Consider the following 15,742-nt stretch of genomic DNA (forward strand, 5'->3'; position numbering starts at 1 on the left):
AATATCTTACTCCTGAAATCTGCGTTATCTGCGTGCAATTATTTTAGAATTCTATACCAGCGAATCGCCTTTCTGAATGCGAACATCGGTAACAAATTTCTTTATCTGATCTTCATCTTCGCGTCGGCAAATCATTAAGGTATCGTTTCGTTCGGCAATTATAAAACCATCGAGGCCCTGAATTACGGCCATTTTATTTTTTGAAATATCTACAATGCAGTTTTCGGTATCATACAGCATCACATTATCGGCCCGAATTACATTACCCTGTACATCTTTTTCCTTGTTTTCGTATAACGAACTCCAGGTGCCCAGGTCGCTCCATCCAAAATCAGCCGTAAGCACATACACATTTTTTGCTTTTTCCATAATGCCATAATCGATTGATATGGCCTGGCATTCGGAGTATGTTTTCCGGATAAAAGGCTCCTCACTGGCGGTATTCAACAGCTTTCGTCCATGTTCAAATTTTAATGCAACTTCGGTTAAATGCTGTTGCAGCGACTCGAGCATGGTTGACAGCGACGAAATAAAAATTCCCGAGTTCCAGTAAAACTCTCCACTTTCGATAAAAATCTTCGCCATTTCTTCGTTGGGCTTTTCGGTGAAGGTTTTTACTTTATACAGGTTGTCAAGATCCTTAAACTCCTTTTTCCGTTTCACCTGTATATAACCATAACCGGTTTCCGGACGGCAGGGTTTTATTCCCAGCGTTAATAAAGCCGGTTTTTCTGAAACAAATTCCAACCCGTTCCGGATTTGTTTTTTAAACTCCTCCTCTTTCAGTATAAAATGATCCGACGGCGTTATAATGATATTTGCGTCAGGATCGGTGAGGGCAATTTTATTGGCAGCATAAGCCAAACACGGTGCGGTATTGCGTCGCAGGGGTTCCAGCAAAATCTGCTCGTCTTTAAGCTCGGGAAGCTGCGTTTTTACAAGATCTTTATATAATGCGTTTGTTACAACAAGGTAGTTTTCTCTGGGTACGATCTCCTGAAACCGCTCGTATGCCTGTTGAATAAATGTTTTTCCTGTTCCTAAAATATCTAAAAACTGTTTTGGACGTGCTGTACGGCTAAGTGGCCAAAATCGACTTCCTACTCCACCAGCCATTATCACACAAAAATTGTTAGCCATCTGAATGTGTTTTGTTCGTATTATCAATCTTCCCTGAGATTGTAACTTTGAAAATACGGAATTATTTTGTTATTGTTGCCTCAGCCCGATTCAAATTCATAAAAATTTTGTTTCCGCATATTAAGTTGTAATTTTAGCCGATTACATTAGCAAGAAACTATAAACAATGGGGTTTTTCTTTCATATTGGTCGATATTTTTCGATGCTGAAACGGGTTTTTGCCCGACCCGAGAAACACAAGCTGTATATCAGGCAATTGTTTCACGAAATCGATAACCTGGGCGTAAACTCGGTGGGTATCGTAATTATCATTTCGGTTTTTATTGGCGGAATTATGACCATCCAGTTCGCCTACAGTATGGCAAACCCTCTTTACCCTGTTGAGCTGGTTGGCTTGGGTACACGCGATACGCTTTTACTCGAATTCTCGTCCACCATGCTGGCCCTTATTATGGCCGGGAAAGTGGGCTCAAATATTACATCCGAAATTGGCACCATGCGTGTTACCGAGCAAATCGATTCGCTTGAAATTATGGGTGTAAATTCGGCAAGCTACCTTATTCTTCCAAAGATTATTGCAGTGGTATTTGTCTTTCCGTTTTTGTATATCATCAGTGTATTTTTTGGTTTGCTGGGCGGTATGGTTACGGGGCCAATTGCAGGGGTAATATCTATTCCTGATTATATTTCCGGTATCCAGTGGCTGTTTTACCCCTATTACATTACTTTCTCGTTAATAAAATCTTTGTTTTTTGGATTTCTGGTGGCTTCGGTGCCGGCCTATTTTGGTTACTACGTTCAGGGCGGTGCCCTCGAAGTGGGTAAAGCCAGTACAAAAGCCGTGGTTAACACCAATATTCTTATCCTGTTTTTCGATTTAATTTTAACCCGCTTGCTATTGACATGATTACGCTTAAAAACATTGTAAAAACATTCGACGGCAATACGGTTCTGAATAACATTTCAACCGTGTTTGAACAGGGAAAAACCAACCTGATCATTGGCCGAAGCGGTTCGGGAAAAACTGTTTTGCTAAAATCAACACTGGGTCTTTTTGAGGTGGATAGTGGTGAGATTTGGTACAACGACCGCAATTTCACCCAGATGAATCAAAAGGAACGAAAAATTCTGCGCCGTGAGGTGGGAATGGTTTTCCAGGGTGGTGCCTTGTTTGATAGTATCTCGGTGGAAGGCAACGTTCGTTTCCCATTGGATATGTTTTCCAAAATGAGTCCGGCGGAAAAACAAAAACGTGTTGAATTTTGCCTCGACCATGTAAACATTGATAAACAGGCTTTTAATCTTTCGCCCAGCGAAATTAGTGGTGGTATGCAAAAACGTGTAGCCATTGCACGTGCCATAGCACTGAATCCGAAATACCTGTTTTGCGACGAACCCAACTCGGGCCTCGACCCCGAAACTGCAACGGTTATCGATCAACTCATTCAAACGCTTACCAAAGAATTTCAGATGACCACCATAATCAACACCCACGATATGAACTCGGTGATAGAAATTGGCGAGTCGGTGCTGTTTATTTCTCATGGACAGAAAGAATGGGAAGGCACCAAGGAAGATATTCTAAAATCGGACAACCAAAAACTCGAAGATTTTATTTTTGCAAATAAACTTTATGCGCAGATGAAGAAGGGGCAGTAATATAAAAAATTAACTCTATAATAAATATATTTTCAAACATTAGCTCAATACGCTTCAATTAAGAAACTTCTGTTACTTTTACTCCCAACTCGGAACCAGAACTTCTGACTTCCGGCTTCAAACTTTTTTAGCATGAACTACGAATGCCTAATCTGCCAGGTAAAAACGCTGCAAAAACGTATGGACAAGTACGAAATTGCAGAGGAAAAACGAAATAAAATTGTAAGTCAGGCCATTTCAACCATTGCCGGCATTGACCTCGACAAAAGTTTTTCGCCCGAGATTACCAGCAATATTTTAAGGGAACTGGCGAAAGAATCGGAAGTAAAAGATCCGTATAGCACTGAAAAAAAAGAAAGCAACCAGGCATTGTTGAGTCGCTACAACGAATTTAAAACAAAGGTGGAAACCTCCGTCGATAAATTCGATACGGCACTGCGATACGCCATTGCCGGAAACATTATCGACTTTGGACCAACACACCGTTTTGATGTGGATGAAACCATTGAGCGGGTATTCCAAACCACTTTTGCTGTTGACGATTCGAAAGCCTTAAGAACGGAGATAAAAAAGGCTAAAACCATATTGTACCTGGGCGACAATTGTGGCGAAATTGTAATGGACAAACTTTTCCTGGAAACGATTGATCACCCGAATGTGATTTTTGCCGTTCGCGACCAGCCCATTTTAAACGATGCCACTTTAAAAGAGGCCCGTGAAGTTGGTTTGCATGAAGTTGCTTCGTTAATTACCAATGGCGATAATACGCCGTCAACCTTGCTGCACCGGGTAAGCAAAGAGTTTTTGGATATCTACCGCTCAGCCGACCTCATCATTTCAAAAGGTATGGGCAATTTTGAAGGTTTAATGGACGAAAACGATCCGCGCCTGTTTTACCTGCTGATGATAAAATGCCCGGTTATCGGCCAAAAGGTTGGTGCCGAAAAAGGAGACTTTGTGGTGAAACGAAGCAAAAACTGAACACAAAGATTTGCGAATGATGATTAACGATTTTTGATTTCAGAAGTTTGAGAAAAGTTTGCAGTCGCAGTTTGCAGTTCTACCATTTGACAACAGAACAATTTAAAAAGGTATAAATTGGCAATAGGCAAATAGCAGTAAGCAAACAATAAAAACTTTAAAGTGTTTTCAAAACCTTGAAACGTTTAAACAACCTACTGTGTTCTATGTGCCTATTGTGTTTCAAAACCTTTACGCCTTAGCGTCTCTGCGGTAAAATTCTTTGTGTTTCAATTCTACTTTTTAGGATCCAGAGTAACTATCGGAATAATCAATTCCTCCATAGAAATACCGCCGTGCTGGAACGTGTCTTTGTAGTAATTCGCGTAATAATTGTAATTATTCGGATAAGCAAAAAAGTCGGTTCCCTGCGCAAAAACGTAGCTGGTACTCACATTTCGCGATGGCAGATAAATGCTCCGCGGGTCGCGAATCTCAAATACATTCTTCGATTTAAAATTCAAGTTCTTACCCAGCTTGTAACGCAGGTTGGTATTGGTTTCGCGGTCGCCAATAATTTTCACCGGATTATCAACACGAATGGCACCGTGGTCGGTGGTAATTACCACACGAATATTCTCATCGGCCAGCGCCTTCAACAACTCCAGCAACGACGAGTTTTTAAACCAGCTTAAGGTTAACGAGCGATAAGCTTTTTCGTTGTTCGCCAACTCGCGAATCATGTCCATTTCGGTGCGGGCATGCGAAATCATATCCACAAAATTCACCACCATCACCGAAAGATCGTTTTTCAGAATATTGTTGAGATTATCGTTTACCCAGCGTTCTTTTTTAGCTCCCGATCCTTTTTCGAAATACAGACTATCTTTGCATGAAAAACGCTGCAGTTGTTTACGTAACAACTCCTCCTCGTTGCGGTTTTTGTAGCCTTCGTTATCGTCGTCGAGCCACAGTTGCGGGTACAACTTTTCAATTTCCGAAGGCATTAAGCCGGCAAACATGGCATTACGCGCATACATGGTTGCTGTGGGCAAAATTCCACAGTACAACTCTTCCGATACGGTGCGGAAATAGGTATTTATCTCGGGACTAATAACACGCCACTGGTCGTAGCGCAAATTGTCGACCACCAGCACAAAAGTTTTTTTACCGTCGTTAAGGTTAGGAAAAACACGGTGTTTAAAAATATCGGGCGACAGCATTGGCCGATCTTCAAAATCGGCATCAAACCAATCCTGGTAGTTATCTTTTATAAAACGGAAAAACGCCTTGTTGGCCTCCTCCTTCTGCATGGTTAGCACCTGGTCCATGGCTGAATCTTCCGACTCGCTCAGCTCCAGTTCCCAGTACACCAACTGGCGGTAAATATCTTTCCACTCATCAAAAGTCAGGCGGTCGTTCAGTTTCATCCCGATCTGGGCAAACTGCATCTGGTATTTCGATGTGGTTTGTTCGGTAACCAACCGCTTCTGATCGATGTTCTTTTTCAGTGTCAGCAATATCTGTTTTGGATTGACCGGCTTAATCAGGTAATCGGCAATTTTAGCGCCAATTGCCTCATCCATTATATTTTCCTCCTCGCTTTTGGTAATCATTACCACCGGCACGTTGGGGGCAAGGTCTTTAATCTTTGTAAGTGTTTCCAAACCGGTAAGGCCCGGCATATTCTCGTCGAGGAAAATAATATCGAAATAACCGGCTTCAACTTTCTCAATCGCATCGAGGCCGTTGTTAGCTGTTTCAACTTCGTAACCTTTTTCCTGCAAAAATATAATGTGCGCCCGTAAGAGATCTATTTCGTCGTCTGTCCAAAGTATTCTTGGCTTATTCATTCTTTTTATGTTTTCTGTTTCGTTCGTTCCTATCAGTTAAAGATAAGAACAAAATGGGTGCCGTTAAAGTATGTGCTTAACAAACTTTAAGAGTTCTTTACCCCTAAGGGAAGTAATAAATGGTGCTATTTATTGAGGTATACCTGCTTGTAGAAATCCATGTATTCGGTAATGTTCTTCTCGCGAAGGAAAATACCGAAGTTCTCATCCGAAATCAGGAAATTACGGTACTGAGCTGTTCCAAGCGGATCGAACAGATCGCGGTTGCGCACCACCACGCTAAAATACTGGCGTGCCGTTGCCTCATCTTCCATACCTTTTACAATGATAAGCTGACGCACCTGATCAAGCTGCTGTTCTTCGATGACAAAACCCGAGTTGGCAAAATTCGACTGGTTATACGCTGCAATACCGTTAATAAACGCATCTTTAAATACACCTGTTGCCGGAATTACAAACACAATGCGGTGTGGCCCTGCAATGTTCTGGTTATACGGCGTATCGGCCAGCGAAACCGTTTCTGGCTGAACGGCAGGTGTAGGCTCAGCAGTTTGCGTTGTTGTTGTTTGTGTAGGCGTTGTAGCCTGGCTCTCGGTATCCGACGACGAATCGGAAGCCCTGCGCTGAATATAATTATCGCGGAAGAAAACGATGTACTCTTCCACTTTATTCTCGTCGAGCATAGCTTGCAGGTTATCATCGGTAATCAGGAAGTTGCGGTAAGTGGATTGCCCCAGCGGTTCGAACAAACTACGTGTGGTAATTGCCCTGCGGAAATACGACATCGATTCGTTGAGTGCCGGAATTCCGTGAACCACCAGTAAACGATAATCGCCCACTTCTTTTGCCTGCAATGCCAGTCCCCATGCCCGGAATTGGTCCCGGTTAAAATCAGCAAATCCACGCATTAATGGTCGCAACGACAGGTTTTTGTCTTTTACGGCAATCACAAAATTCTGTGTGGTATCAACATTGGTATCGTACAATCCGGCCGGACCTGCATTTACCGTAACAAAAGTACCACGTTCGTTCAGCGCATTGTCTTCGGCTGCGGCACGCGCCATCAGCTCTTCAGGCGAGATATCCAAATCGTCGTCGCTGAAATTTGAACGGATAAAGCGGCTGTAATTTTTTACAAAGAACTTCATGTAATCGGCTGTTGAGCGTTCCTGCATTACCGCCCGGTAGTTGGTCGACGATATCACAAAGTTCATATAATCAATTCCGTGTAAGGCTTTAAACACTGAAGCTTTTCTGATGATCGCTCCGTGATAGATCAGGGCATTTTCTTTGTTGGTCATCGAGCGCACCAGCACAAAAGCCAGTTTATCGTCGAGGTATTCGGTTTCAATATCGAAATCAATTTTTGTGTAGTGGTCGATGTTGTAATTGGCAATATCAAACTTCAGGCGATTCAAATCGATATTGTCTTCTTCGTCGCGAGGATAGGCAATTACAAAGTAGTGCAACAGATCTTCGTCGTAACTGAATTTTCCGCCAAACTCATCGTCGGCAAAGAAATTTTCGGGCAACAGTTCCTCGTTTTGAATCTCTTCGCTGATGTACCCCATTTCCACCAGTTTCTGGTAGTCGGTTAAGGTACTGTCCTGAATAAGCTTAAGTATTTCCCCGGCTAGTTCAGATGGTTCTTTTGCCGGATATTCAGCCAGGTAGCCTTTTAACAAGGCTTCAAAATTATGCACATCGGTTAACACACCATCGGCAACCATTTCCATAAAATCAATTTTCGGAAGGATCACTGTATCCGGCTCCATTCTTTTCATTTGCATGGTAAGCGACTGCACGGCCTGGTACCTTCCCTGCTTGTAATTCCGGAATGTTTCCTGATATAAGCGGTTCATGCTGTCGGTTTTGGCGGCCATCTCCACAAAGAAATTTGGATTTTGCAGAAACTGCGCGAACTTACTTTTCGGATACTGCGAAATAATGAGGTTACGGTAGTAGTTTGATTTTTCTTTATCACCCATCAGCTCATACAAATCGTACAAATCGAAATAAGCCGACAAGAGGTAAATATTGTTTGGGTAACGTTTTATCAGCTCTTCAAAAGCCTCGGCTGAACGTTCGTAATCTTCAAATTCCGATTTAAATATTTTTCCGGCGTTGTACAGTGCATCGCGAATTCGCCCATGCGACACGGTCATCATCGAGTCGGTTAAAGGCAAATCCTGCGTATAGAATTCCTTTTTCAGCGGGTCTTCCACACGCTGTTCTTCGGGTTCGGCCTCTGTCATTTCCTCACCTTCGGCTACCGAAACGGTATTTTTGTTCGATCGTCGCCAATCGTCTTCAAGTGTTCGTCGCCCCCATTGTTGCTGGAAAGTTACACGCCCGTACGACACCGTTTGCGGATTATAGAAATACCAACCTCCGCCACCTGTATTTCCCATTCCCATGCGGTAACGGTTTGAGCGGTAATACCCCTGACTTTGCGCATCCTGCAGGGTCAGATTCTCCATATTTCGCTGGCGCTCCTGCTCTTCTTTCATTAAATTAGCAATCAAAGCTTCGCGCTCAACATCCGACATTTGAGCTACTCTTTGCAGACTGTCTTCACGTTCAACCAGCAGAATATTGTCGACCAGGTTGGTTAAACTCCGGTAACGTGCCGACACATTGTCGTAATTCGGATATGTATCGTCGATAATGATCATCGCACTGTCGTAGTACGACTGCGCACCCCTATAATTAAAATCCTCGAAATAAATATCGGCCAAAGTAATTGACGACAAGGCCCGCTGGTATTGATTTTTAAAACTTGTAGCTACCGATTGTTTGTAGTTATCCTTGGCCACATCGCGGTTTCCTTCGCGGAAGAAAATGTTACCCAAGGCATAATAGATCTGATCGCGGAAATCGACATTCTTTTTGTCGCGCAGCATTTTATTCAACTGCTTTTTCAAATCTTCCGTATTTCCTTCACCCGAGAATACACCTGCACTATTTATCATCGCGTTAAACGCCATGGTGTAATCAGGATTCATTTTGGTAACCTTTTTAAAGGCTGCCGCTGCCGCCTCATTCTGCCCAAGTTCCTGGTACAGTTGCGCTACAATATATTGCAAACGCGCCTTATCCTTTTTCCAGAATGTTTTGTCGATGGCAATATCGAGCAGGCGAATGGCATTGTCGTATTCAAACTGCTTTTTGTAATAGAAAGCCGTTGCAATGGCAAAATCGCGCTCCAGGCTTTTTGGAAAATCATCGTAGGCCTGAATAGCCTGAATAACTTCGTTGGCTTCAATGTAACGTTCCAGCTCGGTATAGGCCCGAATCAGCCAAACCTGCGCCTCATCAGCAGTTTCTTCATCTGGGTATTTACGCACCACATACGAAAAATTATCGATGGCCGCATAAAAATTATGTTGATAGAAATAGGCTTTCCCCATTAAGAGGTAACTGTCGTCGATCCAATTGTTAAACTCGTCCTGGTTGGCAAACTCCTGGTATTTGCGCGAACCACCACCTCTTTTACGTTTTGGCTTTTTGGTAATGGAATGAATCTCAACCAGTTTCGAACATTTTATAACCGCATAATCCATATCCGATTTTACCAGTCGCGTAGCCGATGGGTCACTTTCTTTGTAGATGGGCAAAATTCGGGTAAAGTCGTCCTCAATACGCTCTTCAATCGTTGCAACACCCTCTTTTACTGCCTCGTTGGCATTAAAATAAACATTGTAACGCGAAGTAACATTATGGAAAGTTCGTGATGCACGGGTATTTTTTTCAGTAGAACAGCCGGCAAAAATCGAAACCAATAAGAACAGGAATATGGTATGTAAAAATCGTTTCTTCAAGCAGTTTTTTGTTAACTCATTGAATAAACTCAGGAATCACAAGATTATTGCCTGTACATCCTGAATTGTTGCATTTTGTAAACGCTGTAAAAATAAGAAAAAATGAATGTTCAACAGAATTAATTACCGGATGGGGAGGATAATACATTTTTAAGGGATTATGGCCCTGAAAAAAGGTAGAGATGCACGCCTTGTGCACCTCTGCTCTTTCAATTTATTTTCGTGAAATTTTTACCTTTTTAGTTGGCGCCATTTGTATATTGCGCACATGAACACGGTGTTTCACTTTATCCGCCACATCTGCAAAAGCCTGCCCCGTAATTGTATCGCCGTTGGCAGCTACCGGTATACCTTCATCGCCACCTTCGCGAATGCTCTGGACAATTGGAATTTGTCCCAACAGCGGCAAGCCCATTTTTTCGGCCAGTTTTATACCACCTTCTTTACCAAAAATGTAGTACTTGTTTTCGGGTAATTCTTCCGGTGTAAACCACGCCATGTTTTCTACCAAACCTAATACAGGCACATCAACCGATTTACTTTGGAACATGCTGGCTCCGCGCACCACGTCGGCCAAAGCCACATCCTGCGGAGTAGTTACAATCACGGCTCCGGTAACCGGAACACTTTGTACCAAAGTAAGGTGAATATCACTTGTTCCCGGAGGCAGGTCGATCAGCAAATAATCCAGTTCTCCCCAGTTCCCTTCCGAAATAAGTTGTTTTAATGCATTCGATGCCATTGGCCCGCGCCAGATAATGGCACTATCAGGATCAACAAAGAAGCCTACCGAAAGGAATTTTACGCCGTATTTTTCCAGCGGATTGATCATTTCTCTGTCGTCGATCTTTATACCTGCCGGACGTTCGCCTTCAACACCAAACATTTTTGGTATTGAGGGGCCAAAAATATCGGCATCGAGCAAACCAACTTTTGCTCCACTTTTTGCCAGTGCAACAGCAGTATTTACGGCAACGGTTGATTTTCCAACACCACCTTTACCCGATGCAATGGCCACAATGTTTTTAACGTTGGGCAAAATGGGGCGTTCCATGTCGTGAATAAATTTCACGGCAATGTTGCCTTCGATTTCAACCTGCTCGCCTACATATTTTTTTATGGCCGCTTCGCAAGCCAGTACAAGTGCTTCAATATTCGGGTCGTTGCTTTTCTGAAAAACCAGCGAAAAACTGATTCGCTGTCCTGCAATGCGGATTTCCTGTGGCATTTCCAGTTGCACCACATCTTCGTCGCTTCCCGGATATTTTACGGTGCGCAGGGCATCGGTAACATCTTTCGGGACAATTAATTTTCTTGGTATATCTGCCATTTTAAAATGCTTATTTCACTTTTTTGAAAAATTATTTGTAGCTGCAAATTTAATAATTGCAATTAGATGAACAGTTTAAACACGGAAATGTTTTGATTTTCAATTTGAACTTTTGATTGATTTGAATTGCTTTCTTGCGAATGAGAAAATGTTCAACTACAATTCTTTCATCGGATCCCAGAATTTTTCCTTGAAATCCAGGATTTTGTCGCCATCCAGTTTCAGCCCTTCAGCTTCAAGCAGTTCCTGCATGGCATTTGGATTATCAAAATGATGTTTACCAGTTAGCAGTCCGTTGCGGTTCACCACCCGGTGCGCCGGTACAAATTCGTGGTGCGAGTGACTGGCATTCATTGCCCATCCCACCATACGCGCTGCTCCCGGCGAACCCAGACAAGCAGCAATGGCACCATACGAGGTCACTCGTCCCTGCGGAATTTGTTTTACTACTTCGTAAACCTGGTTAAAAAAGTCGGACATCTCAAAATTTATTTGTCATTTCGAACGCAGTGAGAAATCTGTAAGTTCAAAAAATTATTGTAACAGATTTCTCGCGACGCTCGAAATGACAGGTTATTTACAAGTCTCTCGCACTACGCCCAAAGCTCCTGTACTCGTCGCGTTCAATATCTATCTCGGGCTCTGTGTATTCTCCGTCGTGAGGAATAAAGGCCAGGTATTTACTTGGTATTCCGCGATCGAGCCACTGTTTTTCGTAAAACGTACGGATGCGTAGCACATCGGTCAAACCTTCCCACTCGTACAAATTATCGGTTTCGGCCAATATTTCAAATTGATTCAATTTCGCCATTTCAAGCGTGTAGTTGTACTGAAAATTACTGTCGGTTTTTAAATGTACGATACCGCCGGCTTTCAGAAAATTCCGGTATTTATTCAGGAACGTTGTTGAGGTAAGGCGTTTCCGGGCTTTCCGCATTTGCGGATCGGGGAAAGTGAGCCAAATTTCATCCACCTCATCTTTGCCAAAAAACTGCGGAATCAATTCAATGTTGGTACGCAAAAATCCCACATTATTCATTTCGCGCTGAAAGGCCTGTTTTGCGCCTTTCCACAGCCGCGCACCTTTAATATCCACACCAATATAATTGATGTTCGGATTCATTGCCGCCAGCTCAACGGTATACTCCCCCTTGCCACAACCCAACTCTAAAATTATGGGCTGATCGTTTTTAAAAAATTCGGCCGACCATTTCCCTTTTAATTGAAAATCATCGTGCCCAACCTTGTGAAACGGCGCCTGAACAACATGTTCAAAGCCTTGCATTTCATTAAATTTCTTCAGCTTTCCTTTTCCCACCTCTAAAAAATAAACTATTGGTATTTATAATTTTTCTTGATCTTCTATTTGACCTTTTCCACACGCACACCCACGTCGGAAATTCCTTTTAGCTCGTCGTTGCGCATGCCCTGCTGCAATCGTATGGTGTAATCGCCCGAGCGAGGGAAAAACACATTGCGCCGATAAATGGCCTCACGGGTTTTTAATCCGCCAAAACCTTCGCCCAGCCATTTTCCCGATGGATCGGCCAGCACCATTTCGAAGGTATCTTTCACAGTTTCGCCACCGGGTTGCTCGATGGAAACAAACAGCCACAGGTTGCTGTAGCGGTAATCCACATTGTTGCGCACATTAATATAAAGATTGTGATTTTGAAGGGTATCGGTAACCGGCACACTAAAAACCACCAGCGAATCTTTGTCCCAAACGCCTTTGTTTATTGGTTTGTATTTATCGAAAACACTGTTCGAATCGCAAGCTGCCATTAACGCCACAATCCCCGCAAAAAGTATAACCTGAAAAAAACGATTCATTCTGCTTCAACTATTTTTTTTTCGAAAGATCACTACATCAAACGCCGTAAAACGTAAGTTGTTTTCTCTAATCACGGTTTTGGCTATGATTTTGATTGGATCGCCGGTTTTGATTGCCCCCTCGGTTTTGATTCGGTTTGCGGTTTTGTCCGGTTCCCTGGCTGCTATCTTGCCTGCGATCGGTGTTCTGTCCCTGCGCACTGGGCTGATTTTGATTTCTGCCTCGGTTAGGATTACGACGGCTGGTTCGTTTTTTCGAACGGCTGCTTTTTTTTGCCCGGTCGAAACGATCCAGATCTTCCTGTCCCACCACATTGTGGAACGTATCGATTTTTTCCGTTCCGGCATCGAATTTTTCAATTACCAGTTTCTCGGGTTTTTTGCCGTTACGGTTCAATCGCAACACCTCTTTAACACGTTTTACAGGAACTCCCACCAATGTTCCAGGACCTTCTCCGCGTGGTGCGTACCAGTATATTCCGCCAAAAATATCGGCTTTTAAAAAAGAATAGGTCTTGTGTTCCGTTTCGAGCGGAATATGGTTTGGCGGAAAATCTTTTTGTGCATCAATGTATGCATCCACCTCGAAATTGAGGCAACACTTTAATTTACCACATTGCCCGGCCAGTTTTTGCGGGTTTAGCGAAATCTCCTGATGACGTGCTGCATTGGTGGTTACCGACACAAAATTGCTCATCCATGTTGAACAGCACAGCGTTCGCCCGCAAGGACCAATTCCGCCAATACGGCCGGCTTCCTGGCGTGCACCTATCTGTTTCATTTCGATGCGGATACGGAAGGTTTCGGCCAGTACTTTTATCAGCTGGCGAAAATCAACACGTCCGTCGGCAATGTAATAGAATATGGCCTTGGTTTTATCGCCCTGGTATTCCACATCGCCAATTTTCATATCGAGGCGCAAATCCTGAACAATCTGCCGCGACTTGATCATGGTTTCGTGTTCCTGCGAAATAGCTTCTTTCCACTTATCGATGTCAACCGGTTTGGCGTGGCGGTATACTTTGCGGTATTCGCCGTTGTTCAGGGTAACTTTGTGGCGTTTCATTTGCTCAAACACCAGCTCCCCTTTCAACGAAATAATGCCAATGTCGTGACCCGGGTTTCCTTCAACGGCCACCAGTTCGCCAACTTTAAGTTTTAGGTTATTTACGTTTTTATAGTAGTCTTTTCGGGTATTTTTAAAACGCACCTCAACAATGTCTTCGCCTTTGTAAGCAGGCTGCACATCGCCAAGCCAGTCGGTAACCTGTAGTTTTCCGCAGTTTCCAACTTTCGTCTGACAAATCCCTCTATCTGTGGTATTTACTTCTTTCATTCTTTAGGCTTAAGTCCCCGGCTCTCCAGTATTCTTCAAAGGCCTGTTTTATCCGGCAATGCCAAGATAATCATTTAACCAACAAAAGTAATGATTAATAGCAATTTGATAGCTAATGGTTTGGTTTTTAAAATGAATCTAAAAAGGGAAATAACAAGACGGAATAACTACCGTTTAATCAACCGTACCATGCGTAAACCGGTATCCATAAAAACAATACGCGGATTTCCGTTCATGGAGATGTGTTTTATGGCCAGCTCAAATTCGTCGGCAAAAGCCACAATGTTGCGCTCGTTAATAAACGGTGCGAATTTTTTACCCCAGTCTTTTTCGGCGCGGTTCATATACACAATTTCGCTGCGTTTCATGTTCGACACAAAATACTCGCGCACCAAACGCAACGACGCTGCAAAAAAGGCTTTTTGTTTGTCGCGGCCAATCTTCGCCATTTCATCGGCCCAGTCAATCATTTCTTTCACCTGCCGGGCATAGGCAAAACGCATCATTTCCTGAAATTTCTGGAAATAAAACTGCTCATCATCCGATGGTGATAAATAGCTGAGCGCTTTCAGGTAACTTCCCGAAGCCAGGTGAACCGCATCGGGAATAATTGCCGGATCAACTCCCTCAATTTTCAGCAAAGCATTTTTTATCGATTGATTATCGACAAACGGAAACTTTACCAGTTGTGCCCGCGAGCGAATGGTGCCAATTACACCTTCTTCGTTTTCGGTAACCAAAATGAAAAGTGTTTTGCTGGGCGGCTCCTCAATCATTTTCAGGAGTTTGTTCGAGCAGGCGATGTTCATCTTTTCGGGTAACCAGATAATCATCACTTTAAACTCCGACTCAAACGATTTGAGGTTCAGTTTTCGCAGGATCGACTCGCTTTCGCGTTCGTAGATTTCCCCTTGTGCATTTCCGGCGTCGATGTGGCTCAACCAGTCGCTGAGTTCAAAATACGGGTTAGCCAAAACCTTCTGGCGCCACAGCGGAAGAAAATCGTCGCTAACCGGTTTGTTAAACTGTTTGGCGTTGAAAATCGGGAATACAAAATGCAAATCAGGGTGCGCCAGCTTTTGGTATTTGTGGCACGACGGGCAGGTGCCGCACGAATCGGTTTCGCTGCGGTTTTTGCACGAAACATACTGCGCATAAGCTAAAGCCATGGCCAGCTTGCCGGTTCCCGACGGGCCCGAAAATAACTGTGCATGACTGATTCGTTGCTCCTGTACCGACCTGATCAAGCGGCTTTTTATATTCTCTTGTCCTACTACGTCTTTGAAAAACATAAGCCAAAAATAGTATTTTCTGCCTGTTCGCGGTGGAAGAATAGAGAAATATGCCTAAAGAAAAAGTTGGCGGTTGGCAAAATGCAAGAGGCAAAGCCACGAGTTGCTAGCTACTAGCCGCTAGCTTTTCTTTTGGAGAAACTTTTAAACACAAAGACCCTATGACACGAAAACTTGAACCACAGTAGACACATAGAAATCATTAGGTTCTGGGTACTACTGCTAAACTGTTCCATTGCTAAACTGTTAACTGAGACGGAGACTCCAAACTTTCCTACCCTTCTGAAATCGCAAATCGTTAATCTTCATTCGTAATTCAACGTTTTACATTTCCTCCTCATTCACTCCATAACTCACTGCCAATATAACTGCTAAACTGTTCTATTGCTAAATTGTAAAACTGTTAACTGCGACTGAAAACTTTCTTCTCCCTTCTGTATTCTAAAATCGTTAATCTTCATTCGTAATTCAATGTTTTACATTTCCTCCTCATTCACTCAATAACTCATTCACACGTC

The 15,742-nt window shown here is 43.2% G+C and carries 12 protein-coding genes; 3 read left to right on the forward strand and 9 right to left on the reverse strand.

Features of this window, described 5'->3' with window-relative positions:
• Window positions 1-51: 51 nt before the first annotated feature.
• Entirely contained in the window at window positions 52-1,140 is a 1,089-nt protein-coding gene (locus G4420_RS05275) for a mannose-1-phosphate guanylyltransferase (RefSeq protein WP_163322505.1), read from the reverse strand.
• Between the two features lie 166 nt (window positions 1,141-1,306).
• Here G4420_RS05275 and G4420_RS05280 point away from each other — a divergent pair, with 166 nt between their 5' ends.
• The 3 genes from G4420_RS05280 (at window position 1,307) to G4420_RS05290 (ending at window position 3,780) form a co-directional block, all read left to right on the forward strand.
• Window positions 1,307-2,047 (forward strand): MlaE family ABC transporter permease, encoded by a 741-nt coding sequence (locus G4420_RS05280; protein WP_045025958.1) that lies wholly within the window; start codon window positions 1,307-1,309, stop codon window positions 2,045-2,047.
• Complete coding sequence (locus G4420_RS05285; RefSeq protein ID WP_045025957.1) at window positions 2,044-2,799, forward strand: ABC transporter ATP-binding protein; 756 nt, start codon at window positions 2,044-2,046, stop codon at window positions 2,797-2,799. The genes G4420_RS05280 and G4420_RS05285 overlap by 4 nt, the downstream gene beginning before the upstream one ends.
• Window positions 2,800-2,931: 132 nt before the next feature.
• On the forward strand, window positions 2,932-3,780 hold the full coding sequence (locus G4420_RS05290) for a damage-control phosphatase ARMT1 family protein (protein ID WP_163322506.1): 849 nt from the start codon (window positions 2,932-2,934) through the stop codon (window positions 3,778-3,780).
• Between the two features lie 275 nt (window positions 3,781-4,055).
• On the opposite strand, the gene porX is transcribed toward G4420_RS05290, so the two are convergent.
• The 8 genes from porX to G4420_RS05330 all read right to left on the reverse strand — a co-directional run bounded on the left by porX (window position 4,056) and on the right by G4420_RS05330 (window position 15,224).
• Entirely contained in the window at window positions 4,056-5,612 is a 1,557-nt protein-coding gene (porX, locus tag G4420_RS05295; protein ID WP_163322507.1) for a T9SS response regulator signal transducer PorX, read from the reverse strand.
• A 125-nt stretch (window positions 5,613-5,737) separates the two neighbouring features.
• Window positions 5,738-9,433, reverse strand: coding sequence for a type IX secretion system periplasmic lipoprotein PorW/SprE (gene porW / locus G4420_RS05300; protein ID WP_163322508.1), 3,696 nt, complete (start codon window positions 9,431-9,433; stop codon window positions 5,738-5,740).
• 214 nt (window positions 9,434-9,647) lie between these two features.
• Window positions 9,648-10,763, reverse strand: a complete 1,116-nt coding sequence (locus G4420_RS05305; protein ID WP_163322509.1) for an Mrp/NBP35 family ATP-binding protein — start codon at window positions 10,761-10,763, stop codon at window positions 9,648-9,650.
• A 156-nt stretch (window positions 10,764-10,919) separates the two neighbouring features.
• The gene (locus G4420_RS05310) at window positions 10,920-11,243 is read right to left on the reverse strand and encodes an MGMT family protein (RefSeq protein ID WP_163322510.1); all 324 of its coding nucleotides are present in this window, start codon (window positions 11,241-11,243) and stop codon (window positions 10,920-10,922) included.
• Window positions 11,244-11,340: 97 nt separating this feature from the next.
• A complete protein-coding gene (gene trmB, locus G4420_RS05315) occupies window positions 11,341-12,081 on the reverse strand; it encodes a tRNA (guanosine(46)-N7)-methyltransferase TrmB (RefSeq protein WP_163322511.1) in 741 nt (246 codons plus the stop codon).
• 44 nt (window positions 12,082-12,125) lie between these two features.
• Entirely contained in the window at window positions 12,126-12,596 is a 471-nt protein-coding gene (locus tag G4420_RS05320) for a gliding motility lipoprotein GldH (protein ID WP_163322512.1), read from the reverse strand.
• A gap of 67 nt (window positions 12,597-12,663) precedes the next feature.
• Complete coding sequence (ricT, locus tag G4420_RS05325) at window positions 12,664-13,932, reverse strand: PSP1 domain-containing protein (RefSeq protein WP_163322513.1); 1,269 nt, start codon at window positions 13,930-13,932, stop codon at window positions 12,664-12,666.
• 167 nt (window positions 13,933-14,099) lie between these two features.
• Window positions 14,100-15,224 (reverse strand): DNA polymerase III subunit, encoded by a 1,125-nt coding sequence (locus tag G4420_RS05330; protein ID WP_163322514.1) that lies wholly within the window; start codon window positions 15,222-15,224, stop codon window positions 14,100-14,102.
• Between the last annotated feature and the right edge of the window lie 518 nt (window positions 15,225-15,742).

The organism is Draconibacterium mangrovi (assembly GCF_010586825.1).
Lineage (GTDB): Bacteria > Bacteroidota > Bacteroidia > Bacteroidales > Prolixibacteraceae > Draconibacterium > Draconibacterium mangrovi.

Bases quoted from the DNA above. Each gene is read 5' to 3' on its own strand.
- G4420_RS05275 (WP_163322505.1), bottom strand. From the start codon at position 1,140: ATGGCTAACAATTTTTGTGTGATAATGGCTGGTGGAGTAGGAAGTCGA.
- G4420_RS05280 (WP_045025958.1), top strand. From the start codon at position 1,307: ATGGGGTTTTTCTTTCATATTGGTCGATATTTTTCGATGCTGAAACGG.
- G4420_RS05285 (WP_045025957.1), top strand. From the start codon at position 2,044: ATGATTACGCTTAAAAACATTGTAAAAACATTCGACGGCAATACGGTT.
- G4420_RS05290 (WP_163322506.1), top strand. From the start codon at position 2,932: ATGAACTACGAATGCCTAATCTGCCAGGTAAAAACGCTGCAAAAACGT.
- porX (WP_163322507.1), bottom strand. From the start codon at position 5,612: ATGAATAAGCCAAGAATACTTTGGACAGACGACGAAATAGATCTCTTA.
- G4420_RS05305 (WP_163322509.1), bottom strand. From the start codon at position 10,763: ATGGCAGATATACCAAGAAAATTAATTGTCCCGAAAGATGTTACCGAT.
- G4420_RS05310 (WP_163322510.1), bottom strand. From the start codon at position 11,243: ATGTCCGACTTTTTTAACCAGGTTTACGAAGTAGTAAAACAAATTCCG.
- G4420_RS05320 (WP_163322512.1), bottom strand. From the start codon at position 12,596: ATGAATCGTTTTTTTCAGGTTATACTTTTTGCGGGGATTGTGGCGTTA.
- ricT (WP_163322513.1), bottom strand. From the start codon at position 13,932: ATGAAAGAAGTAAATACCACAGATAGAGGGATTTGTCAGACGAAAGTT.
- G4420_RS05330 (WP_163322514.1), bottom strand. From the start codon at position 15,224: ATGTTTTTCAAAGACGTAGTAGGACAAGAGAATATAAAAAGCCGCTTG.